Annotated in this window: 14 protein-coding genes; 8 read left to right on the plus strand and 6 right to left on the minus strand. The window is 59.0% G+C overall.

The genetic code is table 11. The annotated features are described in order from the left end of the window. Positions 1-241: 241 nt before the first annotated feature. Complete coding sequence (locus WG78_RS00005) at positions 242-1,636, minus strand: FAD-containing oxidoreductase (protein WP_053935738.1); 1,395 nt, start codon at positions 1,634-1,636, stop codon at positions 242-244. Positions 1,637-1,818: 182 nt separating this feature from the next. Here WG78_RS00005 and WG78_RS23225 point away from each other — a divergent pair, with 182 nt between their 5' ends. Then, positions 1,819-1,947 (plus strand): hypothetical protein, encoded by a 129-nt coding sequence (locus tag WG78_RS23225; protein WP_269082641.1) that lies wholly within the window; start codon positions 1,819-1,821, stop codon positions 1,945-1,947. On the opposite strand, the gene WG78_RS00010 is transcribed toward WG78_RS23225, so the two are convergent. Next, positions 1,944-2,924: a GlxA family transcriptional regulator gene (locus tag WG78_RS00010; RefSeq protein ID WP_053935739.1), complete on the minus strand. Its 981-nt coding sequence runs from the start codon at positions 2,922-2,924 to the stop codon at positions 1,944-1,946. The genes WG78_RS23225 and WG78_RS00010 overlap by 4 nt on opposite strands. Positions 2,925-3,065: 141 nt before the next feature. On the opposite strand from WG78_RS00010, the gene WG78_RS00015 reads away from it, so the two are divergent. Next, positions 3,066-3,737 carry an HD domain-containing protein gene (locus WG78_RS00015; RefSeq protein ID WP_053936157.1) on the plus strand — a complete coding sequence of 224 codons (672 nt, stop codon included), beginning with the start codon at positions 3,066-3,068 and terminating at the stop codon, positions 3,735-3,737. A 128-nt stretch (positions 3,738-3,865) separates the two neighbouring features. After that, positions 3,866-5,629 carry a DUF885 domain-containing protein gene (locus tag WG78_RS00020; RefSeq protein ID WP_053935740.1) on the plus strand — a complete coding sequence of 588 codons (1,764 nt, stop codon included), beginning with the start codon at positions 3,866-3,868 and terminating at the stop codon, positions 5,627-5,629. A 75-nt stretch (positions 5,630-5,704) separates the two neighbouring features. On the opposite strand, the gene WG78_RS00025 is transcribed toward WG78_RS00020, so the two are convergent. From WG78_RS00025 to WG78_RS00035, 3 genes are all read right to left on the minus strand, one after another. Next, a complete protein-coding gene (locus WG78_RS00025) occupies positions 5,705-6,412 on the minus strand; it encodes a glutathione binding-like protein (protein ID WP_053935741.1) in 708 nt (235 codons plus the stop codon). A gap of 138 nt (positions 6,413-6,550) precedes the next feature. Beyond that, positions 6,551-7,060: a hypothetical protein gene (locus WG78_RS00030; RefSeq protein ID WP_053935742.1), complete on the minus strand. Its 510-nt coding sequence runs from the start codon at positions 7,058-7,060 to the stop codon at positions 6,551-6,553. Next, positions 7,060-8,229, minus strand: coding sequence for an AAA family ATPase (locus tag WG78_RS00035; protein WP_053935743.1), 1,170 nt, complete (start codon positions 8,227-8,229; stop codon positions 7,060-7,062). The genes WG78_RS00030 and WG78_RS00035 overlap by 1 nt, the downstream gene beginning before the upstream one ends. 226 nt (positions 8,230-8,455) lie before the next feature. On the opposite strand from WG78_RS00035, the gene WG78_RS00040 reads away from it, so the two are divergent. The 3 genes from WG78_RS00040 to WG78_RS00050 are packed head-to-tail and all read left to right on the plus strand — an operon-like array spanning position 8,456 to position 10,662. Further along, entirely contained in the window at positions 8,456-9,274 is an 819-nt protein-coding gene (locus WG78_RS00040) for an ABC transporter substrate-binding protein (protein WP_053935744.1), read from the plus strand. Between the two features lie 12 nt (positions 9,275-9,286). Beyond that, complete coding sequence (locus WG78_RS00045) at positions 9,287-9,982, plus strand: amino acid ABC transporter permease (RefSeq protein WP_053935745.1); 696 nt, start codon at positions 9,287-9,289, stop codon at positions 9,980-9,982. Continuing rightward, the gene (locus WG78_RS00050; protein WP_053935746.1) at positions 9,970-10,662 is read left to right on the plus strand and encodes an amino acid ABC transporter permease; all 693 of its coding nucleotides are present in this window, start codon (positions 9,970-9,972) and stop codon (positions 10,660-10,662) included. The genes WG78_RS00045 and WG78_RS00050 overlap by 13 nt, the downstream gene beginning before the upstream one ends. A 465-nt stretch (positions 10,663-11,127) precedes the next feature. Here the strand turns inward: WG78_RS00050 and WG78_RS00055 are convergent, their stop codons facing one another. After that, on the minus strand, positions 11,128-11,760 hold the full coding sequence (locus WG78_RS00055) for a TetR/AcrR family transcriptional regulator (RefSeq protein ID WP_053935747.1): 633 nt from the start codon (positions 11,758-11,760) through the stop codon (positions 11,128-11,130). A gap of 230 nt (positions 11,761-11,990) precedes the next feature. On the opposite strand from WG78_RS00055, the gene WG78_RS00060 reads away from it, so the two are divergent. Together WG78_RS00060 and WG78_RS00065 are read left to right on the plus strand one after the other, a co-directional pair. Then, entirely contained in the window at positions 11,991-13,355 is a 1,365-nt protein-coding gene (locus WG78_RS00060; protein ID WP_083458647.1) for an MFS transporter, read from the plus strand. Between the two features lie 131 nt (positions 13,356-13,486). After that, the gene (locus WG78_RS00065; protein WP_053935748.1) at positions 13,487-14,434 is read left to right on the plus strand and encodes a TauD/TfdA dioxygenase family protein; all 948 of its coding nucleotides are present in this window, start codon (positions 13,487-13,489) and stop codon (positions 14,432-14,434) included. The last annotated feature ends 16 nt before the right edge of the window (positions 14,435-14,450 follow it).

Below are 14,450 nucleotides of genomic sequence, written 5' to 3' on the forward strand. Positions count from 1 at the left end.
GGGCTGGGGAAAGCCGGGTTATCCGCTCTCACCACCGGGATGAAATTGCCGGCGTTAACGGCTACGGTTTAACGATGCGCCTCGCATAGGGTGGGTCTCGACCCACCCATCAAAGCGGCATCGCAGAGCGCGGCTGGCTCGAGTTGCGGCTGTGGATGGTGGGTCTTGACCCACCCTATAACGGTCTGCGCACTGTCATGCCGGGCGGGGGAAAGCCGGGTTATCCGCTCTCACCACGGGATCAAACTGCTGGCTTCAACGGCTGCAGCCCATCCAGCAAGGTCGGTACCAGCTCGCTCACGGTCGGGTGGATGTGCATCGCGCGCTGCAATACGCGATAACTGGCGCCGGCGCGCATGGTGTCGATAAAGGTATGGATCGCCTCGTCGGCTTCGATGCCCAGAATGCTGGCGCCGATAATGCGTTCGCTGCGTTCATCCACCAGCACCTTCATAAAGCCGGTGGTCTCACCGCGTTCGCGCGCGCGGCCCACGCGTTGCATCGGCAGCGTGGCGATCAGCGCCGGTTTGGTGGTGCGGCGCACGTCGGATTCCGACAGGCCCACGCGCGCCAGCGGGGGATCAGTAAATACCGCATACGCCATGATGCGGTCGTCCACGCTGCGATGAGCGCCATCAAACAGGTTGGCCGCCACGATCTGATAGTCGTCATACGAGGTATGGGTAAACGCGCCGCGGCCGTTGATGTCGCCGATCGCCCATACGCCCGGCACGCTGGTGCGCAACTGGCCATCCACCGCAATCAAGCCCTGGTGATCGGTGGGCAGATGCGCATAGCCCAGGCCCAGATCATCGGTGTTAGGCGTGCGACCGGTGGCCAGCAATAGATGGCTGGCTTCCAGCACATCGGCCTCCATCCACAATTTGACGCCGCCATGGCCAGTGGGCTCGACATGGCTGGGCTCCGCGCCAAAGCGGAACTGGATGCCCTCGGCGCTGAGCATGTCTTGCATCGCCAGCGCCACATCCTCATCTTCGCGCCCCAGAATGCGCTGGCCACGTACCAGCACGGTGACGCGACTGCCAAAGCGGCGAAAGATTTGTGCGAATTCCAGCGCAATGTAACTGCCGCCAATGATGACCAGATGGCTGGGCAGATTGGTCAGTTCCAGCATGCTGCTGTTGGTGTAATAGCGGACGGTTTCCAGCCCGGCGATTTCGGGGATCAGCGGGCGCGTGCCGGTGTTGATAAAGATCTTGTCGGCGCTCAGCTGCGCGCTGATCTTGCCGTCCGCGCCAGTGACGCTGACGCTGTGCGCATCAATAAAGCGCGCGTGGCCGTTAAACACAGTGACATTGTCGGCGCTGCGCAGCCATTGCTCGACGCCCTCGCGCGAGCGGCCAATGATCTCGTCCTTGCGCGTTTTGATGGCGTCCAGATCCACGGTAATCGAGCCCTTGATCTGCACGCCCCATTGTTCAGCGTTACGCGCCACATGCGCGGCGCGGGCGCAGGCCACATAAGCCTTGGTGGGCGTGCAGCCGACGTTAACGCAAGTGCCGCCAAACGCGCCGCGTTCGATGACCGCGGTTTTCAGGCCTTGCGCCCCCAGCTTGACCGCCAGCGGCGCGCCGCCCTGTCCGGTACCGATTACGATGGCGTCAAATGGGGTCATGGCGGGCTCTTGAGTGGCGTTGGAAGTCCTTATCTTAGTCTGCTGCACCGCACATGCCATCGGTCGGAAGGGCCCCGTTTGTAAAACTGCGACTTCAGGTTAAAAAATGCTACGGCAAGTAGCTGTAAACGTTGAAGTATTTGCATACACTAGCATTCAGGGCAGACACAGGCGGAAGCGCAATGGGCGGCGTATTGCATAACCCGGCACGGTCGGGCGTTTGGGGCAAAGTGGCGGCATTTGTGTTGTATTGCGTGGCAACCGGCCTGCTGGTGCTGCCCGCGCTGGAACAACTGGGAATGCTGTCCTAGGCGGCGGCGGGTCGGGCGGACGGGGCCGAGAACGCCGCGCGATAATCGGCTGGCGACACGCCGATGCGACGCACCAACACTCGTCGCATCAGCTCGGCGCTGCTAAAGCCGCAATCGTAGGCCACCACTTTTAACGGCGCGGCGGTGGTTTCCAGCAAGCTGCGCGCCAGATCAACACGCGAGCGTTCGACAAATTCATTGGGCGTAATGCCCGTTTCCTGCACAAACACCCGGGCGAAATTGCGCGCGCTCATGCCGGCTGCGTCCGCCAGTTGCTCCACGCTGATGCGCTGATTGATGTGCGCCAGCACATAGGCCTGCGCCTTGCCCGAAGCGGTGGCCAGATCGGGCCGCGCGCTTACGTACGGACTGAATTGCGATTGCCCGCCGCGCCGCTGGGTAAACACCACCAGCCGCTTGGCCACGGCCAGCGCCACATCCGCGCCGTGGTCTTCCGCGACCAGCGCCAAGGTCAGATCAATGCCTGCGGTAACGCCGGCCGAAGTAAACAACTTGCCATCACGGATATAAATGCGATCCAGCTCCACGCGCGCTTGCGGATATTGCGCGGCCAGCCGCGGCGCGTTCTGCCAATGCGTGGTGACATGCCGGCCCGCCAGCAAACCGGCGTGCGCCAGCGCAAATGCGCCGGTACACACCGAGCCAAAGCGCGCACAAACCTGCGCCGCATCCATCAGAAAGCCCGACAACGCGGCGTCGGGCGCGCGCTCGGGCAGTGCCGGGCCACCGGCCACCAGCACCGTGTCAAAGCCCGCCGCGCCTTGCGCAAAAGTCTGATCAGGCAACAAACGCGAACCGTTGGAGGCGCGCACCGGCGCTGGCGTCGCCGCCACCAGGCGTACGCGATAGGCCGCATCGGCATCAATAAACGTATTGGCCTCGTCAAACACATCCATCGGCCCGGCCACATCCAGTAACTGCACGCCGGGGAAGATTGCAATCGCGATATGACGCATGCGAGGCCCTTGTTTTAACAGTGTTTTGTGGCGTTGGCAGAAAGCGGCGTATGCATGGCAGCCTGCGGCGTATCGCCCGCATTGTTGCACGCTGCGCCGGTCTCTAAAGTGGCTGCATACCTTAACGCAGAGCGCCTCACCATGAAAACCGTCGCCGGTATCCTGATCCCCGATAGCCAGATGGCTCGCGCCGCCACCCAGTTGGTGCGCGATACCGAATCCGATTTGCTGTTCCACCATTCCAGCCGCGTGTTTCTGTTTGGCGCGCTGGCCGGGCAGCGCAAGCAACTGCGGTTTGATAGCGAGCTGCTGTACATCGGCGCCATGTTCCACGACATGGGCCTGCAAGCACCCTACAGCAGCCCGCATGATCGTTTTGAAGTCGACGGCGCCAACGCAGCGCGCGACTTTTTGCGTGGCTATCACATCGATGAAGCCGACATCGACCAAGTGTGGGATGCCATCGCCTTGCACACCACGCCCGGCATTCCGCAGCACAAAAAACCAGTGGTGGCGCTGGTGACGGCGGGTGTGGAAATGGACGTGCTGGGCCTGGATTACGACGGCTTCAGCGCCGCCGAACGCAACGCGGTCATCGCCGTGCACCCGCGTGAATCCCACTTTAAAGAAGGCATCATCGACGCGTTTGCCCAAGGCACCAAACACAAGCCGGAAAGTACCTTCGGCAACGTCAAAGCCGACGTGCTGGCGCTGAAAGACCCGGGCTACAAACGGGTTAATTTCTGCAGCCTGATCCTGGGTTCGGCGTGGAATGACGCGCATGTGCATGGGCCGGCCTGCACGCACGCCTGACACGGCGTTGAAACCACATCCGACCAGCGCGGTTTGACGCCGCCCCGCTGCGCCCGTACCGTCATCCAGTTAAAAAATGCCCGCCGCGCTCACAAGGCGCGCGGGCAACAAACCAAACTGGAGACCCCATGCATCTACGCGCTACCTGGGCGGCTGTGCCGCTGGCAATTTCGTTAGGCTTGACCACGGCCACTGCGGTCCACGCCGCCATTCCGGACTGGGTGGCGCAGAGCAATGCGCTGGCCATGCCGGTAATGCAGATTCCGGCTAAATACGAGCCCGAAACCGTATCGAGTTTTGGTCAGGAAGAATTCGATACTGAAGTGGTCGATCTAAAGCCCAAGGTGTATGAACGCCGCCGCGCCGATAGCGAAAAAGTGCTGGCGCAATTGCTGGTCGAGCAAAAAACCACGCTGCCGCCCAAAGTGCGCCAGGATCTGGAAATTACGCTGGATGCGGTGCATCGCAATATGGATACGCAACAGCTGGAACATGATTTATTGCTCGACTATATCGACGTGCCTAAAACCGTCTGGTTTGGTCTGGATACCTTGCTGGAACCGCGCAATAAAGCGGATCGGCAACGCCGTGCATTGCAACGGCTAAACCGTTATGCCGGTCTGGAAAAGGGTTATACGCCGCTGGTGGATCTGGCCCGCGCCCGCACCGAAGAAAATATCCAACGTGCGGGGGTGACCGGCCCGTATATCGAAGATTTAAACCAGCAACTCGACAATATTGATGTGATGCTCGATGGCATCAAAGAGGATTTCACCAAAGCCGGATTAACGGGGTGGGAACAGCCATTTGCCGTGCTCAGCCAGCAATTGCATGCCTATGGCGATTGGGCGCGCAAAACGCTCACGCCGCTGGCGCGTAAAACACCACGCCCACCGGCGGCCATCTACGCCAATGATTTGCGCAATTACGGCGTGAGCATTAGCCCGGATGAATTGATCCTGCGGGCCGGCGCTGATTATCAAGAAGTAAAAGACAGCATGCGCGCAGTGGCCGCGCGGCTGGCCGAGCAGCGCAATTACAAATCTGCCGATTATCACGATGTGATCCGCGAGCTTAAAAAGCAGCAAGTGCCGGCAGCCGAAATGCTGCCGCATTACCGCGATACGCTGGCGCAAATCGAAGCGATTATCCGGCGTGAACATCTGATTACCTTGCCCAATCGCGCCGCGCATATCCGGCCCGCCACTGATGCGGAATCGGCCAGCGTGGGCTCGCCATTCATGAACCCGCCGCGCCTGTTGGGCAATACCGGCGAATACGGCGAATTCGTGATTACCACGTCCAATCCGCATGCCAAATCGGACGCCAAAATGGATGACGATACCCATGTGGCCGCCTCGTGGACTTTAACCGCGCATGAAGCGCGACCCGGTCACGAATTGCAGTATTCGTCGATGGTGGAGCAGGGCGTGTCGATTCCGCGTGCCATCTTTGCCGAGAACAGCGCCAATGTGGAAGGTTGGGCGGTGTATTGCGAGGCGATGATCGAACCGTATATGCCGCTGGATGCACAATTGATTTCGTTGCAAAACCGCCTGATGCGCGTGGCGCGCGCATTTCTCGATCCCATGATCAATACCGGCCGTATTACCCCGGAAGAAGCCAAACAAGTATTGATGAACGATGTGGTGCTATCCGAGCCGTTGGCGCAATCAGAAATCGACCGTTACGCCTTTAACAGCCCCGGCCAGGCCACCGCGTATTACTTCGGTTATACCAATCTGCGTAGCCTGCTGACGCAAACGCAATTGGTGCTGGGATCAAAGTTTAAATTGCAGGCATTTAATGACTTTGTGATCAAACAAGGCTTGCTGCCGCCCGAATTGATGCGCAAAGCAGTAATGGAAGAATTCGTGCCGTCGCAACAATAAGCCGCAGGTTTGCGGTGGATGCAAACAGGGCGATTGCGTGCAGCAATCGCCCTGTTTTATGGCGCGCTGGCGCGCTTATTGCGGCTTGATATTCGCCGCAGTCTGGCCAAACAGAACCTTGCGTTCGTCGTCCGAAAGCTGCACCGCGCCAGGCGCAGGTTTGGCCACATCCTTGTACGCGCGTTGCGTGGCCGGGCGCGCTTGGATGGTGTTAAACCAACGCAGCAGATTGGGGAAATCTTCGAGCTTTTGATTGTGCGTTTCGTGCGGCACGATCCACGGATACGCGGCCATATCGGCAATCGAATATTCGCTGCCCGCAATAAAATCCCGACCTTCCAGTTGTTTGTTCAGCACGCCGTACAAACGATTGGTTTCTTTCTCGTAACGCTCAATCGCATAGGGCACACGCTCGGGCGCATAACGGTTGAAGTGACCATTCTGTCCCGCCATCGGGCCCAATCCCGCCATTTGCCAGAACAACCATTTCAGCACTTCATATTTGGCGCGTGTTTCCGTCGGCAAAAATTGACCGGTTTTCTCGGCCAGATATTGCAACATCGCACCCGATTCAAACAACGCAATCGGCGCGCCGCCATCCGCGGGCGCATGGTCAACCAAGGCCGGCATGCGATTGTTGGGCGAAATTGCCAGAAATTCCGGGGTAAATTGCTCACCTTTGCCGATATTGACCAGATGCAGCGTGTAGGGCAGACCGGTTTCCTCAAGAAACAACGTCAATTTCAGGCCGTTGGGCGTGGGCCAGTAATAAAGATCGATCATGGAAAGGCTCCGTGGCTGGGAATGCGGGGTCGGTGATGAGGACAGCATCGTGGAAGCAGACCGCGTGCGTTGCGCGCGTCGCTGGGCAAACTGTGCGGGCGGCGGGCTGGATATCAAGCGGGCCAGTCGTTTGATCGTTCAGGCCACGCCGAAATGTCGCAGTACCTCGGCGAGCTGTGGGATGCGATCTTTTGCCTCCAATATCCGCCTTTGCGTCAACATAGCGGCGTAGGTTTCCACTTCCATCAAACTGGCTTTCGTGACGGCTTGCATCGCAATTTTGCAAGCGTTGCTATTAGCCGGAACACGGCGTTGAAGCAAGGTTAGCAACAGGGCTTCAATACATTGGTCAATGACGATTAAAGACCAGCCCTTGGCCAGGATTTCTTGTTTTATGGCGAGCGGCGCATCAACATCGCCATCGTAGACCACCACGCGATGGGTATATTCGCCGGGCTCCCTCAACGCGGTCCGGCAAACGTGCAGACCGCCCATTCCGCCAGCGTCTTTGATGGTGATTTTCGGACCCGCCGCCGCGTGGCCCTGCGACATGAACATTTGCCGAAGAAACTTGAAGAACGCCTCATCAGTGCGGCCTTCACAAATGATCAATATGGTTTCTCGCTGCTTGACCACTTTCCGGATCATTAAAAAATCTCCGGAATGGCGCCATACGCTCCCGCAATATACTTGCCCATAAAATTGTCACGGGAGTGAACGCCCTCGACTTGGGAAAGCGCATAAGTTTCAGTGGCATGGTCGTGTTTTTCCACCAGGGTAATCTGGCCTTTGTGCAGCCGGTTCATCAGTTCGATGGCATGCGTCGCAATGATCAGCTGCGCGTTATGCGGATTAAATTCCTTGCTCAAAAACAATTTAAACAACGCTTCAAGCATAACCGGATGTAAATCGTCTTCGATCTCGTCCAGCAGAATCAGCGAGCTGTCTTTGATTGCATTGAGCAGAACCCCCAGCAAGCCAAACAATCGCTTTGTGCCACTTGATTCCGCATACACCGACAGGTTTTTAACCTTGTTGCCCTGCTTGTGCACAAAGTAGGGTATCCAGATACCTGAGGTGCCGGTTTCCAGCAATTGAATGTCGTCGATGCAGATGTCAAATCGTTTTAAAACTGACAATACGGCGGGCACCAATTCGGGATCGCCCGCTAGAATCTCTGCCGAGCGTTCGATCAAAAAATCACCGGGTAATTTAGCTTTTTCACCCGCCGGATACATATTGCCCGACCAGGCACCCAGCTCAAGTTGGGTATGCAATACCTCCATTCCACCTTCATTGTGTTGGCGCAGCCACGCCAGCAAAGAGCAATTTTTGCGCACCAGGCGCGCGCTTTTTGCATTAATGCCCTGAATAAAATAGCTAGCGGTGGTTTCGTCCCAATCGCGACTGAATATCCGGCTAAACAATCGACTTGTTTTCTTTTTCAGACTCTCTAAGACAACTTGCTCTGGAGTGACCGCCAGCTGGTATTCATAGATTTCGCCATCAGACTCAAAGGTGATGCGGAATTCGCTGATGTCAGACTGGCTGAACATATGCGGCTCAAAGCCGGTCGGTGCGTCCGGAGCCAACGAAAACGACATCAGCGTGAAATAAGACAGCGCATTGAGCGCATGCAGAATATTGGTTTTGCCCGACGCGTTGGCGCCTACCAACAATTGCGCCTTGGATAATCGCTGGCCACTGGGCGCGATAAAAGATGTGTTGTCGTCGCCTTGGCCAGGCGTCACGCGCAGGTCGATTTCCAGCGCTTCCTTGATGGACAGATAGTTTGAGATCGAGAACCGATGAATCATGGCCTGCTCCGGATAAAAATGCTTTTTTATGCTTAATTGTGTCGAGCATAGCCTCCGTGGCGCGCTGCAGCAAGCACGGGTCAGGCAGAAATTTATCGGTAGGCAATCTATAAATAAGATAAAAATCTATAAAGATAAATTTATATAATTTGTAAGTTTATAAGAAAAGCCTCACGATCGCTTCCTGTTTGCACTTCCAAACCCCACCGCACAGGAAAAAACGATCATGAAAACGACGCTGCTTGCTGCCTTGCTGGCCACCGCGCTTATCCCCGCCATTGCCATGGCCGACCGGCTGGATGACATCAAAAAGGCGGGCGTGCTGCGCGTTGCCGCGTTTGATGGCAACCCGCCGTTTGGGTTTGTCGATGAAAAAACCCACAAGATCGTCGGTCTGGATGTGGATTACGCCAACGAAGTGGCCAAGCGCCTGGGCGTCAAGCTCGAAATTACGCCCACCAATCCGGCCAACCGCATTCCGCTGCTGGCGGCCAACAAAGTGGATCTGGTGTTTGCCAATTTCACCATCACCGATGAGCGCGCCAAAGTCATCGATTTCAGCGTGCCGTACTTCGCCTCGGGCCAGCAGTTTCTGGCGAAGAAGGGCACGTTAAAGAACCCGCAGCAAATCACCAGCCTGCGTGTGGGCGCGGACAAGGGCACCACCATGGAAGCCACGCTGCGCCAGAAATACCCGAGCGCGCAGGTGGTGCTGTTTGATGACACCCCGTTTGCGCTGGCCGCGTTGCGCAATGGCAATGTGCAGGCGATTACGCAGGATGGCTCCAAACTGGTGGCGATTCTGGGCGCGTTGCCGGACAAGGATAAGTACGAAATCCCACCGTTCTCGATTTCAGAAGAACTGGAAGGCGTGGGCGTGCCCAAGGGCGAGACGCGTCTGGTGGCGTTTCTGAATGACACGTTGCACGACCTCGAAAAAACCGGCTCGGCGCAGACCATTTATGACCGCTGGTTTGGCCCGACCACCAAAGCGCCGCTGCCGCGTCTGTTCAAGATTGGCGATGCGCATATCCGCGCCGAATAAGGTCAGCCCGACATGACTGCAATTGCATGGCTGGACCGGCCGTATCTGCTGTTGTTAGGCCATGGTCTGGCCGTGACGATTGTGCTGGCGGCGGTGTGCGTTACGTTGGCGCTGGCGTTGGGTTTTGCGCTGGCGCTGGCGGGGCGGCACCGCTGGGGGCTGCCGTTAACGCATGCGTATACGGCGGCGTTTCGCAATACGCCGTTGTTGCTGCAACTGTTTTTCTGGTACTTCGGCGCGATGGCCTTGCTGCCCGAAGCGGCGCGTGTATGGCTGAACAGCCCGCACGCCTTGTGGCCCACGCCCGAAACGCTGGCGGCCACGCTGGGCCTTACCCTGTATACCGCCGCCTATTTTGCCGAAGACATCCGCGCCGGTTTGCGCGGTGTACCGGCGGGGCAATGGGAAGCGGCGTTGGCCATCGGTTTGCGTCCGGCGCAGGCGTTCCGCTTTGTGGTGCTGCCGCAAGCACTGCGCATTTCCGCGCCCGCGCTGATCGGCCAGATCATGAATGCGGTCAAAAATTCTTCGTTGACCATGGCGATTGGCATGGCCGAGCTGTCCTACACCTCGCGCCAGGTGGAATCCGCCACCTTCAAGACCTTCCAGGCGTTTGGCTTTGCCACGCTGGGCTATGTGCTGTTGATTGTATTGATCGAAACCGGCTGGCAAATCTGGCGTCGGCAAAGGCCCGTATGGACGCGTTAAGCAGCTGGGATGTCATCAAAAACAATCTACCGTGGTTGCTGTGGGGCGCTTGGCCCGACGGCCCATTGGGTGGGCTGGCGCTGACCGTGGTGCTGGCGGCGGGCTCGGCGCTGGGCTCGGCGGTGCTGGGCCTGGCGCTCGGTATTTTGCTGGCGGTGCTGCGCGGCGTGCCGCGCCATGCCTTGCTGGGTACGCTGGCGTTCCTGCGCGCCATTCCGGTGTTGATGCTGATTTTCTGGGTGTATTTTTTGCTGCCGATCTGCCTGCATATCGACGTGCCAGGCGTGTGGTCGGTGATGTGCGCGCTCACGCTGATCAGCGCCGCGTATCTGGCGCACGCGGTGTATGCCGGCATCGAGGGCATCAGCAAAGGCCAGTGGGAAGCCGCATTGGCGACCGGCCTGACGCACTGGCAAACGCTGCGGCTGGTGATTTTGCCGCAGGCACTGCGCATGATGGCGCCGTCGTTTATTAACCAGTGGGTCACGCTGATCAAGGATACGTCGCTGGCGTATATCGTCGGCGTGGGCGAGCTGGCGATGGTGACCGCGCAAGTGAGCAATCGCGTGATGATTTATCCGGCGCAACTGTTTTTGTTTGCTGGCGTTTTGTATTTTGCGCTGTGCCAGGGCGTCACTTGGGCCGGTAACCGCGTCGCTAAAACTGCGTGGCAGTCATAGGGTGGGACTAGTCCCACCATTCAAAGACCCTGATTAGCAGGCAACCGTACGCGTTTTGCTTATCGGCTTTGATGGGTGGGTCATGACCCACCCTATGCAATTCAAAGAACGCGTGGTCATAGGGTGGGACTAGTCCCACCATTCAAAGACCCTGATTAGCAGGCAACCGTACGCGTTTTGCTTATCGGCTTTGATGGGTGGGTCATGACCCACCCTATGCAATTCAAAGAACGCGTGGTCATAGGGTGGGACTAGTCCCACCATTCAAAGGCGCTAATCAGCACGCGACCGTATGCGTTTTGCTCATCCGCTTTAACTGGTGGGTCATGACCCACCCTATGCAATTCAAAGAACGCATAGTCATAGGGTGGGACTAGATCCACCATTCAAAGACGCTAATCAGCACGCGACCGTATGCGTTTTGCTCATCCGCTTTAACTGGTGGGTCACGACCCACCCTATGCATCACGCGGCGTAGCCAGCCAGGAACATGCGCACGGCTGGCGCGACAATATCCTCCAGCGTCTCGCCACGCTGCACCGCTTGCGCATCGCCATCCAGCAGGTAATACGGCCCCAGCGTGCAGAGATTGATGAACTGCACGGTGGCGATCTGCACATTGCCGATGCGCAGCGCGCCACGTTCATGCAGCGCCGAAAAATAGCGCAGCAGCGGATAGCGCAGCTGGTCGTTTAAATGCGCTACCACCTCATCCAGCGCCGCCAGTTTGTTTTTATGCGCAATCACCAGCCGCGTCAGCGCCAGGCCGCGTGCGCCGGTGGCGCTGAGCGCAATATGGCGCGCCGCTGCATCCAGCACGGCCGCAGGTTCGGCATCCAGATCCAGCAGATCGGTCAGCCGCTCGGCAAATGTGCCGTAGCCGCGCAATAACGACGCGCGCAGCAAGCCTTCCTTACCCCCAAAATTTCGGTAAATGGTGTGCTTGGCCACACCCGCCGCCTTGGCAATGCCCTCCAGGCTGGCGGCTTCAAAGCCTTTGGCGATGAACTCGTCGGTGGCGACGTCCACCAGCATGGCGTGGCGTTCCGCCTGCGTGGCGGCGCTGGGGCGTCCGGGCGATACAACGGTTTTTTGCATGTGCGGTGCTTCCAGCTCGGGCCGAGATGCGCCTAAGCGATTGATAGGACTGCGCTTTCTGGTCTAAGCGCGCCAGAAAGTTATAAATATAACAAATCAGTATTTAAAAACAGTTCAATGGCTCGATAGATTATATGGAACGACAGCGTTCCATTAAATATCACCGGCAACGCTGCAAACCAACTCCACCGGGATCATGCCATGCAAACGACGTTTTTCAAGGCTTTATCATGAACGCGCCGCAATTGTCCTTTAACGCCGCCGCGCCGCAGCACGCCGCCAGCGGCCCGCATGCATGGCTGTTTGGCCGTGGCCCTACCTGGCGCGCGTTCAGCTTGCTCACTCTATTAATGCTGTTCGATTTTGCCGATCGCATGATCATCGCCGCGCTGTTGCCCGCCATCAAAGCCGAATGGCATATCAGCGATGCGCAAGCCGGTTTGCTCAACTCGGTGCTGACGCTGGGCATGATTGTGTTTGCCTTCCCTACCTCGCTGGTCATCGACCGCTGGAGCCGCGTTAAAACCGCCAGCCTGATGGGCGCAATCTGGAGCATCGCCAGCGCGCTCGGCGGTCTGGCGGGCAGCTTTGGTCAACTGGCCAGCGCACGCGCCGCCGTCGGCCTGGGGGAGGCCGGTTATGCGCCGGCCGCGTATTCGTGGATTGCCGCAGCGTTTCCGCAACGTCGGCGCCAGTTTGCCATGGGCCTGTTTACCGCTGGCGCGCCGATCGGCATGGCGTTGGGGGTGGCGGCGGGTGGTTATATCGCCACGCATTACGGCTGGCGCCATGCCTTTGGCGTGGTGGCTTTGCCGGGCCTGGTGGTGGCGGCGCTGTTGTTCAAGGCGCGCGATTATCACCATGCCGATGTCAGCGTCAGCAGCACGCAAACGCCCGCCGACTGGCGGCGCGCCATCCTGCGCACGCCGTCTTTGCTGGCGGCCTATGTGCACACGGCGATGGGCATGCTGCAGTGGGTGCCGGTGTTCTACTTTCTGCCGACGTATTTCAACCGCCTGGCCGGTTTGCCGGTGCAACGCGCGTCGTTGCTGACGGGGGGCTTGATGTTGTTGCCGGTGCTGGGCTCGCCGTTGGGTGGCTGGATTATGGATCAGCTGAGTGCGCGCTATGTACGCAGCAAAATCGGCTTTGCCGCCATCACGGGCGGGATTTCCACCGTGCTGTATCTGGCCGCCTTTAGCCTGGCGTTAAGCTGGCAGCAGCAATACGCGCTGATGGTGCTGGCCACGCTGATCGGCTCCACCGGCAGCACCGCCGCGCTGAGCATGACGCAAGAGCTGGTCCACCCCGGCGCGCGGGCGTTCTCGGGGACTTGCGCGGTGGTGTCGGCCGCCGTGCTGGGCTCGCTGCCGGGGCCGTTTCTGACCGGCCTGGCTTCGGATCATTTTGGCCTGGGCGTGGCGCTGACCGGCGTCACCGGCATCGCAGGCGCATTGGCGCTGGCGTCGCTGTACGTGGCGTGGCGGCATTACCCGGCGGATTTAAGCCGCAACGCCGGGCTGGGCGTGATCGCGCTGAGCACTGGCCCCGACATTGCGCCCCCCGCCGGCGCAAACATCGCACCGGCGGCCTGATCCCGCACCGCGTTTCTTTTTCCCTTTAATTCCACAGTCGCTTGTCTGCCTTGTGCCCCGCGCACGAGCGGGGACGGCTGTGCCTTGTAAAGCCGTACTTCTTTCAATCTGACGCAATCAGGAGCAAGACCATGAGCACGATTACCGTACATAAAGTCGCTGGCCGCATCGGCGCAGAAATCCGTGGCGTACAACTTGGCCGCCATCTGCCCGCCGAGAGCCTGGACGTTATCCATCAAGCCTTGCTGGCGCACAAAGTGGTGTTTTTTCGTGGCCAGACGCTGGACGACGCCGAGCAACAAGCCTTTGCGCAATTGCTGGGCAAACCGGTGTCGCATCCCACCGTGCCCACCGTGCAAGGCACCGATTATGTGATGGCATTGGATTCCGCCCACGGTGGTCGCGCCAATGCCTGGCACACCGACATCACCTTTACTGCCGCCTACCCGAAAGCGTCGATTTTGCGCGCGGTTAAAGTGCCGGAAAGCGGCGGCGATACCACCTGGGCCAACACGCACACCGCGTATGAAGACCTGCCTCCGCAACTACGCGCGCTGGCCGATAGCTTGTGGGCCGTGCACAGCAACGAATTCGACTACACCGCCGCCAATATCAACCCCAAAGACGTGGATGCCGCCGCGCTGAAGCGCTACAAGGACGTGTTTGCGTCCACCGTGTACGAGACCGAGCATCCGGTGGTGCATGTGCATCCGGAAACCGGCGAGCGCCATCTGTTGCTGGGCCAGTTCGTCAAGCGCTTTAAAGACCTGAAGCTGACCGAGTTCGCGCCGCTGTACGCCATCCTGCAAAGCTACGTCACGCGGCTGGAAAACACCGTGCGCTGGCATTGGCAAGCCGGTGATGTGGCGATCTGGGATAACCGCGCCACCCAGCATTACGCCATCAATGATTACGCCGATGCGCATCGCGTAATGCACCGCGTGACGGTGGCCGGCACGGTGCCGGTGTCGCTGGATGGCGGCGTCAGCCAGACCACGGTGAAGGGCGCGCCCGCAGCGCCGCAGCCCGATGCGCCCAAGGCCACCGCGCCTGCGCAGGCCGAAACCGCCACCGCTTGATGCTGACACCCGCCGC

The sequence above is a fragment of the Amantichitinum ursilacus genome (assembly GCF_001294205.1).
GTDB lineage: Bacteria > Pseudomonadota > Gammaproteobacteria > Burkholderiales > Chitinibacteraceae > Amantichitinum > Amantichitinum ursilacus.

Coding starts and splice junctions, on each gene's coding strand:
- WG78_RS00005 (WP_053935738.1), bottom strand. CDS start 1,636: ATGACCCCATTTGACGCCATCGTAATCGGTACCGGACAGGGCGGCGCG.
- WG78_RS23225 (WP_269082641.1), top strand. CDS start 1,819: ATGGGCGGCGTATTGCATAACCCGGCACGGTCGGGCGTTTGGGGCAAA.
- WG78_RS00010 (WP_053935739.1), bottom strand. CDS start 2,924: ATGCGTCATATCGCGATTGCAATCTTCCCCGGCGTGCAGTTACTGGAT.
- WG78_RS00015 (WP_053936157.1), top strand. CDS start 3,066: ATGAAAACCGTCGCCGGTATCCTGATCCCCGATAGCCAGATGGCTCGC.
- WG78_RS00020 (WP_053935740.1), top strand. CDS start 3,866: ATGCATCTACGCGCTACCTGGGCGGCTGTGCCGCTGGCAATTTCGTTA.
- WG78_RS00025 (WP_053935741.1), bottom strand. CDS start 6,412: ATGATCGATCTTTATTACTGGCCCACGCCCAACGGCCTGAAATTGACG.
- WG78_RS00030 (WP_053935742.1), bottom strand. CDS start 7,060: ATGATCCGGAAAGTGGTCAAGCAGCGAGAAACCATATTGATCATTTGT.
- WG78_RS00035 (WP_053935743.1), bottom strand. CDS start 8,229: ATGATTCATCGGTTCTCGATCTCAAACTATCTGTCCATCAAGGAAGCG.
- WG78_RS00040 (WP_053935744.1), top strand. CDS start 8,456: ATGAAAACGACGCTGCTTGCTGCCTTGCTGGCCACCGCGCTTATCCCC.
- WG78_RS00045 (WP_053935745.1), top strand. CDS start 9,287: ATGACTGCAATTGCATGGCTGGACCGGCCGTATCTGCTGTTGTTAGGC.
- WG78_RS00050 (WP_053935746.1), top strand. CDS start 9,970: ATGGACGCGTTAAGCAGCTGGGATGTCATCAAAAACAATCTACCGTGG.
- WG78_RS00055 (WP_053935747.1), bottom strand. CDS start 11,760: ATGCAAAAAACCGTTGTATCGCCCGGACGCCCCAGCGCCGCCACGCAG.
- WG78_RS00060 (WP_083458647.1), top strand. CDS start 11,991: ATGAACGCGCCGCAATTGTCCTTTAACGCCGCCGCGCCGCAGCACGCC.
- WG78_RS00065 (WP_053935748.1), top strand. CDS start 13,487: ATGAGCACGATTACCGTACATAAAGTCGCTGGCCGCATCGGCGCAGAA.